Origin of the sequence: Pseudomonas sp. St29 (assembly GCF_001547915.1) — a bacterium.
GTDB lineage: Bacteria > Pseudomonadota > Gammaproteobacteria > Pseudomonadales > Pseudomonadaceae > Aquipseudomonas.
The window spans coordinates 1,452,492-1,471,627 of record NZ_AP014628.1 but is presented as its reverse complement, the minus strand read 5'-3'; the positions used below and the strand labels follow the sequence as shown (position 1 = coordinate 1,471,627).

19 protein-coding genes are annotated in these 19,136 nt (G+C 63.9%); 12 read left to right on the top strand and 7 right to left on the bottom strand.

Annotated features, from left to right (window positions below; translation table 11 throughout):
• Nucleotides 1-82: 82 nt before the first annotated feature.
• The 3 genes from PST29_RS06640 to dinG all read right to left on the bottom strand — a co-directional run bounded on the left by PST29_RS06640 (nt 83) and on the right by dinG (nt 5,969).
• On the bottom strand, nt 83-1,228 hold the full coding sequence (locus PST29_RS06640; protein WP_060842655.1) for a serine hydrolase domain-containing protein: 1,146 nt from the start codon (nt 1,226-1,228) through the stop codon (nt 83-85).
• A gap of 112 nt (nt 1,229-1,340) precedes the next feature.
• Complete coding sequence (locus PST29_RS06635) at nt 1,341-3,731, bottom strand: beta-galactosidase (RefSeq protein ID WP_060842654.1); 2,391 nt, start codon at nt 3,729-3,731, stop codon at nt 1,341-1,343.
• A 93-nt stretch (nt 3,732-3,824) separates the two neighbouring features.
• On the bottom strand, nt 3,825-5,969 hold the full coding sequence (gene dinG, locus PST29_RS06630; RefSeq protein ID WP_060837845.1) for an ATP-dependent DNA helicase DinG: 2,145 nt from the start codon (nt 5,967-5,969) through the stop codon (nt 3,825-3,827).
• Nucleotides 5,970-6,068: 99 nt separating this feature from the next.
• Between dinG and PST29_RS06625 the strand changes: the two genes are divergently transcribed.
• Nucleotides 6,069-6,533 (top strand): CopD family protein, encoded by a 465-nt coding sequence (locus PST29_RS06625; protein ID WP_060837844.1) that lies wholly within the window; start codon nt 6,069-6,071, stop codon nt 6,531-6,533.
• 57 nt (nt 6,534-6,590) lie between these two features.
• Here the strand turns inward: PST29_RS06625 and PST29_RS06620 are convergent, their stop codons facing one another.
• The 3 genes from PST29_RS06620 to PST29_RS06610 form a co-directional block, all read right to left on the bottom strand.
• Entirely contained in the window at nt 6,591-7,349 is a 759-nt protein-coding gene (locus tag PST29_RS06620; RefSeq protein WP_060837843.1) for a hypothetical protein, read from the bottom strand.
• Entirely contained in the window at nt 7,342-7,623 is a 282-nt protein-coding gene (locus tag PST29_RS06615; protein ID WP_060837842.1) for a DUF1145 domain-containing protein, read from the bottom strand. The genes PST29_RS06620 and PST29_RS06615 overlap by 8 nt, the downstream gene beginning before the upstream one ends.
• Nucleotides 7,624-7,871: 248 nt before the next feature.
• Nucleotides 7,872-8,561, bottom strand: coding sequence for an OmpA family protein (locus tag PST29_RS06610; RefSeq protein WP_060837841.1), 690 nt, complete (start codon nt 8,559-8,561; stop codon nt 7,872-7,874).
• A gap of 190 nt (nt 8,562-8,751) precedes the next feature.
• On the opposite strand from PST29_RS06610, the gene PST29_RS06605 reads away from it, so the two are divergent.
• The 4 genes from PST29_RS06605 to PST29_RS06590 are packed head-to-tail and all read left to right on the top strand — an operon-like array spanning nt 8,752 to nt 10,478.
• Nucleotides 8,752-9,249, top strand: a complete 498-nt coding sequence (locus PST29_RS06605; protein ID WP_060837840.1) for a DUF6231 family protein — start codon at nt 8,752-8,754, stop codon at nt 9,247-9,249.
• Nucleotides 9,250-9,253: 4 nt separating this feature from the next.
• The gene (locus PST29_RS06600) at nt 9,254-9,730 is read left to right on the top strand and encodes a YchJ family protein (RefSeq protein WP_060837839.1); all 477 of its coding nucleotides are present in this window, start codon (nt 9,254-9,256) and stop codon (nt 9,728-9,730) included.
• 55 nt (nt 9,731-9,785) lie between these two features.
• Nucleotides 9,786-10,271, top strand: a complete 486-nt coding sequence (locus PST29_RS06595) for an LEA type 2 family protein (RefSeq protein ID WP_060837838.1) — start codon at nt 9,786-9,788, stop codon at nt 10,269-10,271.
• Between the two features lie 6 nt (nt 10,272-10,277).
• Nucleotides 10,278-10,478 (top strand): SEC-C metal-binding domain-containing protein, encoded by a 201-nt coding sequence (locus PST29_RS06590; protein ID WP_007923047.1) that lies wholly within the window; start codon nt 10,278-10,280, stop codon nt 10,476-10,478.
• A 36-nt stretch (nt 10,479-10,514) separates the two neighbouring features.
• Here the strand turns inward: PST29_RS06590 and PST29_RS06585 are convergent, their stop codons facing one another.
• A complete protein-coding gene (locus PST29_RS06585) occupies nt 10,515-11,090 on the bottom strand; it encodes a cysteine hydrolase family protein (RefSeq protein ID WP_060841881.1) in 576 nt (191 codons plus the stop codon).
• Nucleotides 11,091-11,231: 141 nt separating this feature from the next.
• On the opposite strand from PST29_RS06585, the gene PST29_RS06580 reads away from it, so the two are divergent.
• The 7 genes from PST29_RS06580 (at nt 11,232) to PST29_RS06550 (ending at nt 19,075) form a co-directional block, all read left to right on the top strand.
• A complete protein-coding gene (locus PST29_RS06580) occupies nt 11,232-11,873 on the top strand; it encodes a glutathione binding-like protein (protein WP_060837837.1) in 642 nt (213 codons plus the stop codon).
• Nucleotides 11,874-12,106: 233 nt separating this feature from the next.
• On the top strand, nt 12,107-14,548 hold the full coding sequence (locus PST29_RS06575; RefSeq protein WP_060842653.1) for a penicillin acylase family protein: 2,442 nt from the start codon (nt 12,107-12,109) through the stop codon (nt 14,546-14,548).
• A gap of 331 nt (nt 14,549-14,879) precedes the next feature.
• The gene (locus tag PST29_RS06570) at nt 14,880-15,662 is read left to right on the top strand and encodes a transporter substrate-binding domain-containing protein (protein WP_060837835.1); all 783 of its coding nucleotides are present in this window, start codon (nt 14,880-14,882) and stop codon (nt 15,660-15,662) included.
• A 56-nt stretch (nt 15,663-15,718) separates the two neighbouring features.
• On the top strand, nt 15,719-16,447 hold the full coding sequence (locus PST29_RS06565; RefSeq protein WP_060837834.1) for an ABC transporter permease: 729 nt from the start codon (nt 15,719-15,721) through the stop codon (nt 16,445-16,447).
• The gene (locus PST29_RS06560) at nt 16,444-17,154 is read left to right on the top strand and encodes an ABC transporter permease (protein WP_016965526.1); all 711 of its coding nucleotides are present in this window, start codon (nt 16,444-16,446) and stop codon (nt 17,152-17,154) included. Before PST29_RS06565 ends, PST29_RS06560 begins: the two co-directional genes overlap by 4 nt.
• Nucleotides 17,155-17,178: 24 nt before the next feature.
• Complete coding sequence (locus tag PST29_RS06555) at nt 17,179-18,297, top strand: succinylglutamate desuccinylase/aspartoacylase family protein (protein WP_060837833.1); 1,119 nt, start codon at nt 17,179-17,181, stop codon at nt 18,295-18,297.
• A 13-nt stretch (nt 18,298-18,310) separates the two neighbouring features.
• Nucleotides 18,311-19,075, top strand: coding sequence for an ABC transporter ATP-binding protein (locus PST29_RS06550; RefSeq protein ID WP_060842652.1), 765 nt, complete (start codon nt 18,311-18,313; stop codon nt 19,073-19,075).
• The last annotated feature ends 61 nt before the right edge of the window (nt 19,076-19,136 follow it).

Sequence of the window (19,136 nt, the reverse complement as noted above, 5' to 3'; positions counted from 1 at the left end):
TTGGAAATTATAAAAGCCACAGGGTTCATGCCTGCAGCTTTTCCAGCATGTTTAAGCAAAAAAGTTCTTAACAGCAACCTTTTTACAGACAATCCGACAAAACCCGCACCAGCTTCTGCGCCCGCGGATCCATCAAGACATAAGGCCCCAGGGTGTTTGTCACAAAACCGAAGGCCACATCATGCTCCGGGTCAGCAAATCCGATGGAGCCGCCCGCCCCCGGATGCCCAAATGCCCGGGCGCCCAGGCCGAACGTGGCATTGGCGACCTGGGGCTGATCGAGCATGCAACCCAGGCCAAACCGGGTCTGGGTCAGCAAGGTCTTGTCCATGCCCAGGCTGTGCTCACGGGTCAGTTCCTCGAGCATGTCGGCCTCCAGCAAACTGCCGTCCAGCAAGCCGCTGTAGAAACCGGCAAGACTGCGGGCATTGCCATGGCCATTGGCCGCCGGCTGCTGCATGCGCCGCCACTCGGGCTTATTCGTGCTGGTCATGATAGACGGCGGATTGGTAAAGGCCCGGGTGGTCATCGCCGTGGGCTCGCGCATGGTCACTTGCAACAGGCGCTGGGCCGCGGCATCGCCGACATTGCCCTTGCCCCGGGCGATATGCGCGACCCGATGAAATTCCTCGTCAGCCAGGCCCACATGGAAATCCAGCCCCAAAGGCTTGGCCACCCGGGCCACGATCGACTCCCCCGGGCCACGGCCATCGGCCCGCCGGATCAGTTCCCCCACCAGCCAGCCATAGGTGATGGCGGCGTAACCGTGCCCTTCACCCGGCGTCCACCAGGGCTGCTCTGCAGCCAGGGCATCCACCATGGTCTGCCAGTCGTACAGGGCTTCGGCAGGCAGCAGCTCACGCAACGCCGGCAGCCCGGCCTGGTGGCAGAGCAACTGACGCAGGGTAATCGCCGCCTTGCCCGAGGCGGCGAACGCCGGCCAGTAATCGACCACTGGCGCATCCAGCTTGAGCTTGCCTTCGGCCACCAGTTGCAGCGCGGTGACTGCGGTGAAGGTCTTGGTGCAGGAGAACAGGTTGGCGATGGTGTCGCTGTGCCAGGCCTCGGCGCCATCCTTGTCGGCGGTGCCGGCCCAGAGGTCGATGACGGTTTCGCCACCGATCTGGATGCACAATGCCGCGCCGCGCTCCTGGGGATCCTCGAACAATGCCGCGAAAGCTTCGCGTACTGCCTCGAATTTAAGTTCGTAATGACCCTGAATCTGCACCCTGACTCCCCCAGCACATTTGCTCGACAACGAGGCGCGCATTGTTCCAGCCCGTAACGGATTTGGGAACAGCCGGCGGGGCTGCGCTCATGGCGCCAGAGCCCCCGCCCGATCAGTGACCGTTGGCGGCGTGACCACCGGCATGCACGCCGCTGTCCCTGGCGCCGTGCGCCTGGCCGGCGTCACCGGCGCCCTGTGCGGCGGCACCGGCCTGTTGCGCCTGAGCCTTCTGCGCTTCCTTGGCCAATTGCTCAAGCGCCTGCAGGTTGCTCTTGCGCACCGTGTCGACAAAGCCCTGAAACGGCACATCGGTAATGCCCACCAGACCAAAATGTCCGTTTTCACCGTCCAGCAGGCGCCCAGTCACGGGCTGGTCCAGATACTGGAACCAATGCACACCGACGATCGACGGCTCGCTCAGCGCCTGCTTGAGGAAGTTGGCGTAGGCCGGGCCACGCTCCTCTTCCCGGGCCAGTTCGGTCACACCGCCCCAGAACGGACCGCGATCCCGGGAGCCGAAGTTGAATTCGGTCACCAGCACCGGCTTGTCCAGGCTGCGCAGATAGGCAAAGTCCTGACCGTCCTGAGGCTTGAGGGTGTAGAGGTTGAAACTCAAGACGTCGCAGTACTGGGCGCAGGCGGCCACCGCTTCGGGGTTGCTGACGGCAAAACGACCTCCCAGCAGCAGATGATTGGGGGCATGCCACTTCAACGAATCGGCGATGGTCTTGAAATAAGTCTCGGCAAAGACTTTCTGGAAATACTTGAAGTCAGCCTCGATTTCCGGGTGCTCGGGGCTCGGCAACGGTGGCACAAAGCCCGGGTCTTCCATCAGTTCCCAGGCCGGCAGGTCGATGCCCCAGGCTTTCGACAGGCCCGCCTGATTGCGGTACTTGTCCCGCAGTTGCTTGAGGAAGGCCCGCTTGGCCGGGACGTCGGTGGTCAGGCGCAACGTGCCGTAGGCCAAGGCATAGCGGGCTTTAGGATCGTCACCCGGACCGGCCCAGGCCAGTTCGTTGTCGGCAAAGTAGCCGATCAGCCAGGGATCGTCGCGGTGATCGCGGGCGGCAATGGCCACCGCGCGCTCGGTGGCCATGGCAAAGCGCGGGTCGAAGGGATCGGGCATGCCGCCCCACCAATCGCTGCCGGTGCTGATGCTGGCGTAGTCGCCGACGATGGACAGCGGCACGGTGTAGGGCACACGGTCGGCCAGCCCCAGGGCCGGCGCGCTCCAGTTGCCGATGGTGTTGAATCCCCAGGCCTGCAGACGATCCAGGGTGTGAGCGACCCAGCGCTTCTCATCAAACGCCGGCGGCGCGCACGGAATGGCCGCCTCCGAAGCCACAGGCTGGGCTTGGCTGGCGGACGCCTGCTGCGCCGCCGGGTCGTCGTGGGTGCAGGGCTTGCCATACGTGCGTTGCAGGTTGGCCCGGTAGAAGTCGTACCAGCGGCCGGCGTTATAGCCACGCCCCTGGTCGGCACCGTTGCCCCCGCGGTTGTCGCCCTCGCCGTAATAGGCGGCCAGGGGCTCGTCGTCCTTGGGCAAGGCACTGAACATCCACTCGCGCCCGGCGACATAGGTCTGACTGTTGTCCGCGGCCACGGTGTTGACCCCCAGGGAGTAGAACGGATGCCCCTGTGGGGTGACCAGGAACCAGCGGCCATCGCGTTTTTCCGTGCGGAAGAAGCCGCTGGCCTTGAAGTCCGGGCCCAGGCTTGAGCCGCCGAACTGGTCCAGCGGCGCCTTTTCCCGCTCGCCGAGCCAGCCCTTGAGCTGTTGCTGTTCCCTGGCATCGGCCGCCTTGAGCTGATCATCGCTGCTGACTTTTTCCGGCCAGCGGGCCCTGGTCGATTGACCGTAGCCATCCACCAGCGAACCGTAGACCGCCTTGACCACGCCCTCACCGTCCAGCACGCCGAAGCGTTCGAGGAGGATGCTCTGGGTCGCCTTGGGGTTATCCAGGGACAGGGTGACCGACACCACCTGACTGCGGTCCAGTTGCCCTTCGCTACTGGCCAGCAGAATGCGCTGGCCGTCCACGGTCATCGGCATCGGCGGAGCGGCCTTCATGCCCTGGCTCAGGGGGCCGCTGGCCACCAGGGGCACCAGCAGGGTCTGCGCCGGACCGGCGGGCAGGTCGACGCGGCTGACCAGGGTCTTGCCGTCGTTGCTCTGAATGGTCACGTAGAGCGTCAGGGCCCAGTTCATCGCACTCTGGATGCGCAGGCTCATCATCCCCGACTGCGACCAGTCCCAGGCGCCGCTCTGTGGCGTCAGGCTCAGGCTCGGCTTGGCGGTGGGGTTGAAGGTGATCCGCCGCAGCACTTCTCCCTCGGCCGTCTGCTCCGCGTTGGACTGCGGCAGGCTGGCATCTTGTGTCGCCACCTGCACCACGGCAGCAGGTCGGACAAAGTTGAACAGCGTCTGTTGTCCGGCTGGGGCCGCCAGTACGGGCGCGGCAAACAACAGGGCAAATACAGTGGGCAACGAACGGCGAATCATATGAACCTGGCTCTCCCTAAAGGCCGATGAACGGCCGGTGCTGAAGCGGTGACGTGAAATAGACAGCACGGCGCGCAAAGGTGCGCGCCGTGCTCAAGATATTTCTCGGCGGAATGGCGGCAAGGCATTGAGGATAGCCTTGCCGTAGCGCTGGGTGACCAGACGGCGGTCCAGCAGGGTGATGGTGCCGCGGTCCTGTTCGGTGCGCAGCAGGCGACCGCAGGCCTGGACCAGCTTGAGGGAGGCGTCCGGCACCGAGATCTCCATGAACGGATTGCCGCCCCGGGCCTCGATCCACTCCGCCAGCGCCGCTTCCACCGGATCGTCCGGCACCGAGAACGGGATCTTGGCGATCACCACGTGCTCACAGTAGGCACCGGGCAGGTCCACCCCTTCGGCAAAGCTCGCCAGCCCGAACAGCACGCTGGAATCGCCACCGTCGACCCGGGCCTTGTGCTTGTTCAGGGTTTCCTGCTTGGACAGGTTGCCCTGGATGAACACCTGCTTGCGCCAGTCGCGATCCAGGCCGTCGAACACGTCCTGCATCTGTTTGCGCGAGGAGAACAGCACCAGGGTGCCGCGGGAACCTTCCACCAGTTGCGGCAGGTCGCGAATGATCGCCGCGGTATGCGCCGGCGCATCCCGCGGATCGGCCCGCAGGTCGGGCACCCGCAGCACCCCGGCATCAGCGTGATGGAAGGGGCTGGGCACCACGGCGGTCACGGCTTTCTTCGGCAGGCCGGCGCGCATGCGGAAACGGTCGAAGGTGCCCAGGGCGGTCAGGGTCGCCGAGGTCACCAGGGCGCCGTAGGCCACGTTCCACAGATTGCGCCGGAGCATCTCCGCGGCAAGGATCGGGCTGGCGTTGACCTCGATGTCGAACAGCGAGCCGCTCTCGGCCAGGGTCAGCCAGCGAGCCATGGGCGGGTTGTCTTCCGGGTCCTCGACGGTGAATGCGGTCCACAACTCCCAGTTGCCCGAGGCCCGCGCCAGCAGGCTGCCAAACAGCGGGTACCACTCTTCGGCCTGGTTGCTGGCGATGCCGATATTGACCTCGCCATCCATGCCTTCCTTGAGCAGCTCGGTGAGGCGGGTGAACAGGTCGGTCAGACGGGAGAAGCCCTTCTTCAGCTCGATGCCCATCTCGCGCATGTGCTCGGGGATCAGCCCGCCGACGAAGCGATGGCGCGGCCGTTCGCGGCCCTCCATGTCTTCGCCGGTCTTGAAGTCGGCGATCTGCTCGCAGGCGCTGAACATGAACTGCTGCTGGGTCTTGATCTCCCGCGCCAGCTCCGGCACCTGCTCGATCAGGCGCCCCAGGTCCCCGGGCAGCGGATGCTGGGCCAGCAGCTTGGTGAGGTTCTTGGCGGTCTGCTCCAGCCAGTCGGCGGTGGAGCGCAGCCGGGTGTAATGGGCAAAGTGGCCAATGGCCTTGTCCGGCAGGTGGTGGCCTTCGTCGAACACATAAAGGGTATCGCGCGGGTCCGGCAGCACGGCGCCGCCGCCCAGGGCCAGGTCGGCCAGGACCATGTCGTGGTTGGTGACGATCACGTCCACCTTGCCCATGCCTTCGCGGGCCTTGTAGAAGGCGCACTGGCCGAAGTTCGGGCAATGGCGGTTGGTGCACTGGCTGTGGTCGGTGGTCAGGCGCGCCCAGTCGGCGTCTTCCAGGGCCGTGGGCCAGCTGTCGCGGTCACCGTCCCATTTATTGCCGGCGAGCTTCTCGATCATGCTGGTGAACAGCTTCTGGCTGGCTTCATCCACTTCGATCTTGAAGCCTTCCTCCTCGAACAGCTGGGCCGTGGCGGTCTGGGCGTGGCCTTCCTGGAGCAGCATGTCGAGCTTGGACAGGCACATGTAGCGCCCCCGCCCCTTGGCCAGGGAGAAGCTGAAGTTCAGCCCGCTGTTGCGCATCAGGTCGGGCAGGTCCTTGTAGACGATCTGCTCCTGCAGGGCGACGGTGGCGGTGGCGATCACCAGGCGCTTGCCGGCGGCCTTGGCCGTGGGAATCGCCGCCAGGCTGTAGGCCACGGTCTTGCCGGTACCGGTGCCGGCTTCCACCGCGACCACCGCCGGGTCGCCACTGCGCCGGCCTTCGTCGTCGGTGTCGATATCACCCAGGACCTTGGCCACTTCGGCGATCATCAGGCGCTGGCCATAACGCGGCTTGAGGCTCTTGGCTTCGAGAAAACGCGAATAGGCGCCCTGGATCGTGGTTTTGAGTTCGTTGCTGATCATGGTTTTTCGGGCGCACAAAACGCTGGATAAATTTTCAGTGGTTCGAATCGGCCGCTATCATACCCCGCTAATTCATCCCGCGCAGAACGGAGTACCCGAATGACCCCTTTCGCCCTTGCCTACACCCTGCATGTGCTGGCCGCCCTGGTTTGGGTCGGCGGCATGTTCTTCGCCTGGATGGTCCTGCGCCCCGCGGCCGTGGTCGCTCTGGAAGGCCCCGCACGACTGAAGCTGTGGGCCCAGGTGTTTCCGCGCTTTTTCGTCTGGGTATGGCTGGCCGTGGTGCTGTTGCCGATCAGCGGTATCGGCCTGCTGCATTTGCGCTTCAGCGGCTTTGAAACCGCGCCCAAGTATGTGCAGATCATGATGGGGCTGTATCTGGTGATGACCGCCCTGTTCATTCGCATCCAGTCCCTGCAACTGCCGGAGCTGCGCAAGGCGCTGGCCGCCGAGGATTGGCCCGCTGGCGCCGCGGCGCTGGGCAAGATCCGCCGGCTGGTGGGCAGCAACCTGATCATCGGCCTGGTGCTGGTGGCCCTGGCCGCGGCCCGGCCGACCTTCTGAAAGCAAGCGCCCGCTACAGGAGCGGGCGACTGGGAAAGCGCGGCCTCAAGGCCGCTGTTACAAACGCTGGACCGTCAGCGTGCCGGCCTCTCCCGCCGGCCCTGGCTGGCCTTGGGCGCCGGGACGACCGCTCTTGCCGCCGTCGGTGCGATACACCAGGCAGCCCTTGGACTTGCCCCCCGCCCCCGGCTTGCCTCCAGCACCGGCCAGGCCACCGGCACCGCCATCGACCAGCACCTTGATCCGCTCGCCTGGGAAGTCGCGGGGCAACTCGAGCCGGACCTGGGCGCCCGCCGCCCCGGGTCGTCCGTCGCCGCCGTTGTCACCATCGGCGCCGCGCCCGGCCTGGCCCCAGGTGCACCCCGGCTCCTGGCCATTGGCGCCGTCGAGGCCGACATAGCCGGGAACACCGGCACCGCCTCGAGCGTCCACCGACAAGGTCTCGGCCTTCAGGGATTCGAACCGCAGGTTCAGATTGCGCCCCGGCTTGGGCGCCTTTTCATAGGTGCCCGGCGCGCCGCGGGAGCTGATCTGGCTGCCGCTGTCCAACTGCGCACGCTGGACCCGCAATTGCAGGCTTTGCCCGGTCGGCACGATGGCGATGCGCGCCTCACGTCCCAGGTGCAGCTCCTCGACCTTGAGCTCGGTGACATTGGCCGGAATCAGCAAGGTGCCGTAGTCCGCCACGTCGAGGCGCTCCAGCTGCAGGGTGCTGGCGGTATTGGGCAGGCGCATGAAGGAGTTGCTTTCGACCTGCACCACCTGGGCCACGGCCAGGGGACTGCAGAACAGGGCCAGCAGGCAGAGCTTACGCATGATCGGTCTCGACAGCAGGAACAGCAGCAGGAAGGGTTTGCAGGTGGAAGATGCCCACCAGCAGGATTTGCCAACGATCACGCCAGGGATGCGGACGGTCCTTGAGGCTGCCGTTGAACAGCAGCAGTTCCAGCAGATGGGTCAACAGCAACAGACTGCCCGCCAGATTCACCAGCAGGTGCAATGGATTGATCAATGGCTTGGCCAGATTGATCAGCACCACCAGCCAAAAAACCAAGGTCAGAAACTTACCCATCCCCCACAAGAACTTCATACGCTCCCCTCGTGAATTATTCTTTGCGCGCACAGTAACGACTTATCCCGGGGGGACGCCAGAGGAGGATGAAAATTCTTCCCGAAGGCTCTGTTTAGCCCCTCGATCGGCGAGGATCGCCTGCCACGGCCGAACTCGGCGGACGCATCGAGACCCAGGAGAAGACCAGCGCCGGCCTTATCAGCAACGCCCGGAGCCGGAAGCCGAAACGAACCTGCGCGGCAGTCACGCCGCGCAGGTCATGGGTTTCAGCGGTTGATCTGAATCTCCGTGCGACGGTTCATGGCTCGGCCTTCGGCGGTCTTGTTGTCCGCCACCGGCTTGCTTTCACCCGCGCCGGTCACCGAGACGAAGCTGTTGCGTGGAATGCCGTTGCTGATCAGGTACTCCACCACCGAGTGGGCACGCTTGTCCGAGAGTTTCTGGTTGTAGGCGTCACTGCCGACGCTGTCGGTGTGGCCGGTCACTCGCAGTTGCGCGCTCGGCGCCTCCTGTTTCAGGCGGGTGACGATGGTGTTGAGCTTGGACTTGTCGGCTTCGGTCAGCTTGGCCGAGTCGAAATGGAAGTACACATCGCGAATGACGATGGTTTCTTCCTTGACCACTACCACCTCTTCCACCACGGGTGGCGGTGGTGGGCAGCCGTTGGCATCGACCTTCACGCCCCTTGGGGTATGCGGGCACTTGTCACGGCTGTCCGGCACACCATCGCCGTCCTCGTCGCCATCACCTTTTACCCAGCAATAGGCGCCGGCCAGGCCACCGACCAGCAATGCGCCACCGCCCGCCCACGAGGAGCTTTCGGTGGCGCCCAGCGCCGCGCCCGTGACACCGCCCACCGCGGCGCAGATCGGCCAGTCGGTTTTCTGCAAACCTGCACAACCAGTCAACACACTGGTTAACAGAACCAAGGGTACTGCCGTCCGAATGATGCTCATCTGATTTCTCCTGAGGGATCGGCTCAAGGCCGATTCACGGAGTAAAGACCCCGGCATTGATCTGCGCCAGCAACGGGCCAGCGCCGTTTTCACCCCGTAAACACGGGAACCTCGCGCAATAAGTGGTGAACCGCTCTAGGCCCGAAGGTGGCGGCACGCTAGTCTTGGGCGTTCTGATCGAGGAGCTAAGATGAGCGCCGGCATTTCTACTCGTACACCCCAGCAGGCCCTGGCGGCCCTGCTGGATCGCTATGCACCGCAACAGCTGCTGCTGATCGGCGCCAGCGACTTCCCGGCCCTGACGGCCTTCAAGGAAGCCCACCCCGGCACTCAGGTCGCCCAGGCAGCGCCCGGCCCCTTGCCCGCGGAACTGGCGGCCCGGCGTTTCGACCTGGCCCTGGCGGTGGACTGCCTGGAGCATTTGCCCAAGCGCGACGGCCTGAACCTGCTGGGGGGCATCCGCAACCTCAATGCCAGTCGGATTGCGGTACTGGCCGACCTGTCCGCCTGCGGCTGGCAGGAAACCGATTTTTTCTCCCTGGCCCTGCAGGCCAGCGAACGCTTCCAGCGGGAACAGCAGGTACTGACCCTGTTTACCTATGATCTGCTTGAATACAAACAGGTGCCCGACTGGCTCAATTCACGCTTCTGGGCGAACCCGGAGAACTTTGGAAAGTATTGGTGGTAACACGATGAGCGCCTCGATTTGTCCCTGCGGCAGCGGCAACCTGCTGGATGCCTGCTGCGGCCACTACCATGCCGGCCATCCCGCGCCCTGCGCCGAGGCCCTGATGCGTTCGCGCTACAGCGCCTATGTGCTGGGCCAGGTGGATTACCTGCTAGCCACGACCCTGCCGGTGCAGCAGGCCGGCCTGGATCGCCAGTCCATCAGCGAATGGAGTGCGCAAAGCACCTGGCTGGGGCTGCAAGTGGAGAGCTCGGAGGTCTTCGGTGGCCAGCCGGAGCATGCCTTCGTCACCTTCACCGCGCGCTGGCACGACAGCCAGGGCGAGCACAGCCACCGTGAGCGGTCATCCTTCGTGCAGAACCAGGGACGCTGGTATTTCATCGATCCGACGGTGCCGCTGAACGCCGGGCGCAACGACGCCTGCCCTTGCGGCAGCGGGCAAAAATTCAAGAAGTGCTGCGCCAGCTACTTCACCCGCTGAACCGGGAATACCCCAGGCCCAGGACGGGCCCGGGGAATTCAAAGGGAGTCTTGCAATGATCGGTGAACTGCGCATCCTGCGAACCCTCTGCCTGCTCGGACTGCTGAGCCTGTCGGGGTGCGTGTCCTGGTTCACCGAGGAGGAACTGGACCCCGCGGTGCATCTGGTGAAAGTCGAGGTGGTCAAGGCCAATCTGCTGGAACAGCGCTTCACCCTGCACCTGCGGGTGGACAACCCCAACGACAGCGACCTGACCGTGCGCCGCCTGACCTACCGGGTCTATCTGCAGCGTTTCCTGCTCAGCGAGGGCGAGCACGAACACTGGTTCACCGTCTCGCCCCACAGCAGCCGCTTGTTCAAGGTGCCGGTGCGCACCAACCTCTGGCCGCAGATCCGCGACGTGGTGAAACTGCTGCGCAAGCCTGAACACCCCATTCCCTATCGCCTGGAAGGCGAACTGGAAATCGGATTATTCATCGGCAAGGACGTGCACCTGAAGCGCAATGGCGTGATAATTCCCGGCGATTTTATTCCGGAGTAACCCGCAATGACCCAGCAACCTCATGTCCATGGCCCTGACTGCAACCACGATCATGACCATCACGATCACGACCATGGCCATGTTCACGGCCCGCACTGCAACCACGCGCACCAGGAGCCGGTCCGCAACGCGCTGAAAGACGTCGGCCGCAACGATCCTTGCCCTTGCGGCAGCAGCAAGAAGTTCAAGAAGTGCCACGGCGCTTGATCTGAGCGCAGGCCGGGCTGCCAGGGCGCTACGCCGTCAGCGGCAACACTGCCCGGCCTCCCCGGCCAGGAGCTGCTCCTGGCTCAGGACCGTGGCGTACTCGCCCTGCAGATTGGCCAGCGACATGGCATGCACCTCCTCGGCAGTACGGGCCCGACCGGCAAAGTCGGGCTTGTCGAAGGTGTAGCAGGCATCGGCCACCACCCATACCGCAAAACCCAGGTTGCCTGCGGTGCGCGCCGTCGACTCCACCGAGTTGTTGGTGGCGACACCGACCATCACCAGCCCCGTAATCCCTTCCCGGCGTAAATCCGCTTCCAGCGGGTTGGCACAAAACGCATCCGGCACCTGCTTGCGAATCAGCCACTCGCCGTCCTGGGGACGAAAGCGCGGCTGAAATTCCACCCCGGATTGCCCAGGCCAGAACACCGAGTCCCGGGAGCGCGACAGGTGCTGCACATGAATCACCGGCCAAGCGCGGGCCCGCCAGTGAGCCAGCAGCTCAAGCATGCGTGCCTCCGCCTCGGGGTTGTTGCGCGGCCCGAGCCGGGGCTCGAGGATGCCTTGCTGCTGGTCGATGAGCATCAGTGCGGTGCTGGCCGAAAGGGGCATATTTTCTCCGTTGCGGTCATTGAATTCGATGCACTTGAGCATCACATGCCTATTCAGGCAAGCCATCGAGGGCAAACAGGACGACCTCATGCCGGCATTGGCTGTCCATAACGTACGGATACATTCCAATTGGAGCACTGCATGATCGACCTGTATTACTGGACCACCCCCAACGGCCACAAGATCACCCTGTTCCTCGAAGAGGCCGGCCTGCCCTACACCCTGCACCCGGTGAACATCGGCCTGGGTGAACAGTTCAAGCCCGAGTTCCTGAAGATCGCCCCGAACAACCGCATTCCGGCCATCGTCGATCCGCAACCCGCCGATGGCGGCCAGCCGCTGTCGCTGTTCGAGTCCGGCGCGATCCTCCTCTACCTTGCGGAAAAGACCGGCCAGTTCCTGCCCCAGGATCTGCGCGGGCGCCAGGAAACCCTGCAATGGCTGTTCTGGCAGATGGGCGGGCTGGGACCGATGGCCGGGCAGAATCATCATTTCAGCCACGCCGCCCCGGAAAAAGTCCCCTACGCCATCAAGCGCTACGTGGATGAGACTGCGCGCCTGTACGGCGTGCTGGACCGACGCCTGGCGGACCGCGCGTTCGTCGCGGGCAGCACCTACAGCATTGCCGACATGGCGATCTACCCCTGGATCGCTTCGTACAAGAAGCAGAGCCAGAAACTCGAGGACTTCCCGCATCTGCATCGCTGGTTCAACAGCATCCAGGCCCGACCGGCCACTGAACGGGCCTATGCCCTGGTCGAGCAGGTCAATCCCGCCATCTGAACCTCGCCTTGCGGGAGCCGACTTGCCAGCGAAGGCGTCCGCAAGCTCCAAGGCCAGGCGCCAGGACCTGTTCGCCCACTAGCCGGCTCCTGTGTGCTTTGGCCGCGGCCGAAGGGCCGGCGATGGCTATTTGCAGCGCCTTCAAGAAATACCTCCCGCCCCCGCTTGCGCGGCACTCGCCTGCTCACTAACGTAGCGCCTTTATCGACGTTACCCCCCGCAGGAGCTTGACCATGGCCTCGCCAGCCCTTTCACATTTTCTTCCCCGGCTCGGCGTTGCCGCGGCTGTGGCCGGTGCCCTGAGCCTGGCCGGTTGCCAATCCTGGAACTCGCAGAACAGCCTGCCCCCGACCTCTGGCGTGCAGCCCCTCAAGGGCCTGGCCCAGAACGTCTCCGTGCGCCGCAACGCCGTGGGCGTGCCGCTGATCGAAAGCAACAGTTTCCATGACGCGCTGTTCACCCTGGGCTACGTGCATGCCAGCGACCGCATCGGCGAAATGGTCACCCTGCGCCTGCTGGCTCAGGGCCGCCTGGCAGAGATGTCCGGCGCCGAGGCGCTGGATGTCGACCGCCTGATGCGCGCGGTAAACCTGAAGAAAAGCGCCGACGAGCTGTACAAGGCCTCGTCGCCACGGATCAAGCGCTTCTTCGAGGTCTACGCCCGGGGGGTCAACGCCTACCTGTTCCGCTACCGCGACAAGCTGCCGCCAGACCTCGCCGCCCGTGGCTACATTCCTGAATACTGGAAGGCCGAAGACTCGGCACTGATCTTCTGCCTGCTGAATTTCGGCCAGTCGGCCAATCTGCTGGAAGAGATCAACAGCCTGGTACTGGCGCAAAGGGTCGGCAGCGACAAACTGCCCTGGCTGACCCCGAGCTACCCCGATGAGCCGCTGCCCATGGCCGAGGCCGACAAGCTCAAGGGGCTGGCATTGTATGTGCCGGGTTTGAGCGAGCTCAGCCTGGCCGCCAAGCAGATGTCGACCCTCAACTCACTGGGCGTCACCGCCGGCAGCAACCTGGCCGTCGCCCCGCAGCGCGCTCGCAGCGGTCGCAGCCTGCTGGCCAGCGACAGCCAGATCGGTGCCTGGTACTACGTACAGATCCGCGCACCGAAATATCAGGCGGCCGGGGCCTCGATCGCCGGTTTACCGGCCATTCTGCAGGGGTTCAACGGCAAGCTGGCCTGGAGCATGAGCTCGGCGATGGGCGACAACCAGGACCTGTTCCTGGAAAAACTCAAGCGCCAGGGCAATGCCCTGTACTACCAGAACAACGGAAAATGGCAGCCGGTCATCGTTCGCAACGAGACCTACTTCGTCAAAGGCCAGCGGCCGATTCGCGAAGCCGTGTACGAAACCCGCCACGGTCCGCTGCTCAACAGCGCCCTGGGGATCAACGCCAACAATGCCCTGGACAGTGGCTACGGCGTGGCGCTGCAAATGCCGGAGCTCAAGGACGACAAGAGCCTGGATGCGTTCTTCGATCTGTCACGGGCACAGAATGTGGAGAAAGCCTCCGACGCCAGCCGCGAGATTCGCGCCATTGCCCTGAATATGGTCTATGCCGATGCCAGCAACATCGGCTGGCAGGTCACCGGACGCTTCCCCAACCGCCGCGAAGGCGAAGGCCTGCTGCCGTCTCCCGGCTGGGACGGACGCTATGACTGGGATGGCTATGCCGATCCGATGCTCCACCCTTATGACCAGGACCCGCCCCAAGGCTGGATCGCCACCGCCAATCAGCGGGTCATCTCCCGCGGTTACGGCATGCAGCTGTCCAACTCCTGGGAGGCGCCGGAGCGGGCCGAGCGCATCGGGCAATTGCTGTCTGGCGGCAAGCAGGACAACCGCAGCCTGATTGCCCTGCAGTACGACCAGACCACCCTGTTCGCGGCCAAGTTGAAAAAGATGTTCGAGGCGCCGGGCATGGCCCAGCCGCTGAAAAACGCCATTGACACCCTGCCCGAGGCAGACCGCGCCAAGGCCCGGGAAGCCTACAGCCGGCTGATGGCGTTCGACGGCAAGCTCAATGCCGGCTCTGCCGACGCCGCGCTCTACGAACTGTTCCTCCAGGAAAGCGCCAAGCAGACCTTCCTCAAACAGCTCGGTCCGGAGCCCGGCGTTGCCTGGCAGGCGTTCGTTGCCAATGCGGGCCTGTCCTATTCGGCCCAGGCCGACCATCTTCTGAGCCGCGAAGACAGCCCGTTCTGGGGCGACGCGCGGAACGGGCAAAAAGAGGACAAGCCAGCCATTATCGCCCGCAGCCTGGCGGCGGCCATCAGTTCAGGCGAGCAACTGCTGGGCACGGACCGCAAGGCCTGGCAGTGGGGCAAGTTGCACAGCTACCGTTGGACCAACAACAGTGGCCAGGCGATACGTGGTCCCTTGCAGGCCGGTGGCGACCAGAATACCGTCAACAGCGCCGGCTATCGCTGGGGACAGGACTTTGCCATCACCACGACCCCGGCCCTGCGTTTCGTCGTCGACTTCGCGCTGAGCGAGCCGTTGATGGGCCTCAACAGCAGTGGCCAATCCAGCAACCCGGTGAGCCCGAACTACGCCAACGGCATCGACGGCTGGCTCAAGGCCCAGTACCTGAGCTTCCCGATGCAACCGCAAAACTTTGAACGCAGCTACGGCAAGACCCGTCTGACCCTGGTCCCGGGCAAGTAAGCGCCTGGCCCTGCCACCCGCTTGCCCATCCGGTGCAAGCGGGCCTGCCCCAAAACGAACAGCCCGCCCCCGCCGAGGGCATGACGCGCCAGCGTGATGCCCAAGCCAGCGCCTGCCGCGATCAACCGCGCACCTTGCACCTTATTGGCGCCCGCCCCAAAACACGCCCCACTTGAGCGCACGCCGCCCCTGACACCGACACCTGCCAACGGTTTTAAAACACTTGTTCGGGACTCTGGTTCGGAAATTGCTACTTTCAATATGTCTTATGCGTTCCAGTAACAGTACTCATGCGCCACAAGCGCTCATATTGGTTCTTAGGGATTGAATAATGAAAAAAGCATTGCTGACCCTTTCTGCACTGGCTCTTTGCATGGCCGCCGGCTCCGCGCTGGCCAAGGAATACAAGGAACTGCGCTTTGGCGTCGACCCGTCCTATGCCCCCTTCGAATCCAAGGCCGCCGACGGCAGCCTGGTGGGCTTCGACATCGACCTGGGCAACGCCATCTGCGCCGAGCTGAAGGTCAAGTGCAAATGGGTCGAAAGTGACTTCGACGGCATGATTCCCGGCCTCAAGGCCAATAAGTTCGACGGTGTGATCTCTTCCATGACCGTTACCCCGGCCCGTGAAAAAGTCATCGACTTCTCCAACGAGCTGTTCTCCGGCCCCACCTCGTTCGTGTTCAAGAAGGGCTCGGGCCTGAGCGCGGACACCGCCACGCTCAAGGGCAAGACCGTCGGCTACGAGCAGGGCACCATTCAGGAAGCCTATGCCAAGGCCGTGCTGGACAAGGCCGGGGTCAAGACCCAGGCCTATCAGAACCAGGACCAGGTCTACGCCGACCTGACCTCCGGGCGCCTGGACGCCTCGATTCAGGACATGCTGCAAGCCGAGCTGGGCTTCCTCAAATCGCCACAGGGCGCGGACTACGAAGTCAGCAAGCCGGTGGAAGACCCCTTGCTGCCGGCCAAGACCGCCGTCGGTATCTCGAAAGGTAACAAAGAGCTGAAAGCGCTTCTGGATAAAGGTATCAAAGCGTTACACGATGATGGCACCTACGCCACCATCCAGAAAAAACACTTCGGTGACCTGAACCTCTACAGCGGTAAATAACCTGTCGGCGCCCATCCTCGATGGGCGCCTTTTTTATCGCTACGGGTCACTGATCGATGCTCGAAGAACTTCTAAAAAACCTGGGGCTTTCCGCCTTCAGCCTGAAGGGTTTCGGCCCCCTGCTGCTGGAAGGCACCTGGATGACCATCAAATTGTCGGTGTTGTCGCTTCTGGTCAGCGTCCTGCTCGGCCTGATCGGCGCCAGCGCCAAACTCTCCAGCATGGCCTTGCTACGGATTCCGGCCCAGCTCTACACCACCCTGATCCGCGGCGTGCCGGACCTGGTGCTGATGCTGCTGATTTTCTACAGCCTGCAGACCTGGCTGACCTCCTTCACCGACTTCATGGAGTGGGAATACATCGAGATCAACCCCTTCAGCGCCGGGGTGATCACCCTGGGTTTCATCTATGGCGCCTATTTCACCGAAACCTTTCGCGGGGCGATCCTTGCCGTGCCCCGGGGCCAGGTGGAAGCGGCCACCGCCTATGGCCTGAAACGCGGCCAGCGCTTTCGCTTCGTGGTCTTCCCGCAGATGATGCGCTTCGCCCTGCCGGGCATCGGCAACAACTGGATGGTGATGCTCAAGGCCACGGCCCTGGTATCGATCATCGGCCTGGCCGATCTGGTCAAGGCCGCCCAGGACGCCGGCAAGAGCACCTATCAGCTGTTCTACTTTCTGGTCCTGGCGGCGCTGATCTATCTGCTGATCACCAGTGCCTCCAACTTTGTCCTGCGCAAGCTTGAACGGCGTTACGCCGCCGGCGCCCGGGAGGCCGTGCGATGATCGAACTCCTGCAGGAATACTGGCGTCCCTTCCTTTACAGCGACGGTTACCACATGACCGGGCTGGCCATGACCATGTGGCTGCTCACGGCGTCGATCTGCATCGGTTTCCTGGTGTCGATCCCACTGTCCATCGCCCGGGTTTCGCCCAAGCGCTACATCCGCTGGCCAGTGCAGTTCTACACCTACCTGTTTCGCGGCACGCCGCTCTATATCCAGCTGCTGATCTGCTACACCGGGATCTACAGCATCGCCGCGATCCGCGCGCAACCGCTGCTGGATGCGTTCTTTCGTGACGCGATGAACTGCACCATCCTCGCCTTCGCCCTGAATACCTGCGCCTACACCACGGAGATTTTCGCCGGGGCCATTCGCAGCATGGCCCACGGCGAAGTCGAAGCGGCCAAGGCCTACGGCCTGAGCGGCTGGAAGCTGTATGCCTACGTGATCATGCCCTCGGCCCTGCGCCGCTCGCTGCCTTACTACAGCAACGAAGTGATCCTGATGCTGCACTCCACCACGGTGGCCTTTACCGCGACCATTCCCGACATTCTGAAAATCGCCCGGGACGCCAACTCGGCGACCTTCCTGACCTTTCAGTCGTTCGGCATCGCCGCCCTCATCTACCTGTGCGTGACCTTCACCCTGGTGGGCCTGTTCCGTCTCGCCGAGCGCCGCTGGCTGGCCTTCCTCGGACCGACCCACTAGGACTTGCAGCAGGAATAACCGTCAATGCGCCACGAGATCCACGACCTGCTCGCCCCCTTGCCGGGCACCGCGCGCCAGGTCCACAGCTTTCATTTCGGCCCCACCCAGGCCGCGGGCAAGATCTACATCCAGTCGTCCCTGCATGCCGATGAGTTGCCCGGCATGCTGGTGGCCTGGCACCTCAAGCAGCGCCTGACGGAACTGGAAGCCGAAGGTCGCCTGCGGCATGAAATCGTTCTGGTGCCGGTGGCCAACCCGGTAGGCCTGGAGCAGATACTGATGGACGTGCCCCTGGGTCGCTATCAGTTGGAGAGCGGGCAGAACTTCAATCGCGGCTTCGTCGATCTCAGCGAAGAGGTGGGCAACGCCGTCGAAGGACTGCTCAATCACGACCCCCGGCACAACCTCGATCTGGTGCGTCGGCACCTGGCCGACGCCCTGGCCCGGCAACGCCCCGAGACGCAACTGCAATCCCTGCGCTTGACCCTGCAACGGCTGGCCTGCGACGCCGACATGGTGCTGGACCTGCATTGCGACTTCGAAGCCGTGGCGCACCTGTACACCACCCCCGAAGCCTGGCCGCAGGTCGAGCCCCTGGCCCGCTACATCGGCGCCGAAGCCTGCCTGCTGGCCACCGACTCGGCGGCCTGGTCGTTCGATGAGTGCTTCAGCCTGCTGTGGTGGCAACTGCAACAGCGCTTCGGCGAGCGCTTTGCCATTCCCACCGGCAGCTTCGCGGTCACCGTCGAACTGCGCGGCCAGGGCGACGTCAATCATGGCCTGGCCCGTCTCGACTGCCAGGCCATGCTCGATTACCTGACCCATTTCGGTGCCATCGCCGCCGAGGCGCCGCCCTTGCCTGAACTGCCCTTCCCGGCCACGCCGCTGGCGGGAGTGGAACCGGTAGCAACGCCGGTGGGCGGGCTGCTGGTGTTCACCGCACTGCCGGGGGAATACCTGCAAGCCGGACAGCAGGTGGCTGAAATCATCGACCCGATCCACGACCGGGTCACCCCTATCCATTGCAACAACGCCGGGCTCCTGTATGCCCGCTCGCTGCGGCGCATGGCCACCGCCGGCATGGTGATCGCCCATGTCGCCGGCCGCGAAGCCTATCGCAGCGGCTATCTACTTTCGCCTTGAGGATGCAAGCCCCATGTACAAATTGACCGTTGAAGGCCTGCATAAATGCTATGGCGACAATGAAGTGCTCAAAGGTGTGTCTCTCAAGGCCAAGACCGGCGACGTGATCAGCCTAATCGGCGCCAGTGGCTCGGGCAAAAGCACCTTTCTACGTTGCATCAACTTTCTCGAAACCCCGGACGACGGCGCCATGAGCCTGGATGGCCAGCAGATCCGCATGGTCAGCGATCGTCACGGCATGCACGTGGCCGATCCTGCCGAGTTGCAGCGGATCCGCACGCGCCTGGCGATGGTGTTCCAGCATTTCAACCTGTGGAGCCACATGACCGTGCTGGAAAACATCACCATGGCTCCGCGCCGGGTGCTGGGGGTCAGCACCAAGGACGCCGAAGAGCGGGCCCGGCGCTACCTGGACAAGGTCGGTCTGCCGGCCCGCGTCGCCGGCCAGTACCCGGCGTTCCTGTCCGGCGGCCAGCAGCAGCGGGTGGCCATCGCCCGGGCATTGGCCATGGAGCCGGAAGTCATGCTGTTCGACGAACCGACCTCGGCCCTGGACCCGGAACTGGTGGGCGAGGTGCTCAAGGTGATCCAGGGCCTGGCCGAAGAAGGCCGGACCATGATCATGGTCACCCACGAAATGAGCTTTGCACGCAAGGTGTCGAGCCAGGTGCTGTTTCTGCACAAGGGCCTGGTGGAAGAGGAAGGCGCCCCGGAGGACGTGCTGGGCAATCCGAAAAGCGAGCGCCTGCAGCAGTTCCTCAGTGGCAATCTGAAGTAGCGACCCGCTACGACGCTCCCGTCCGCACCGGTTTGCCGCGGGCGGGGCGTCAAGCGGCGAC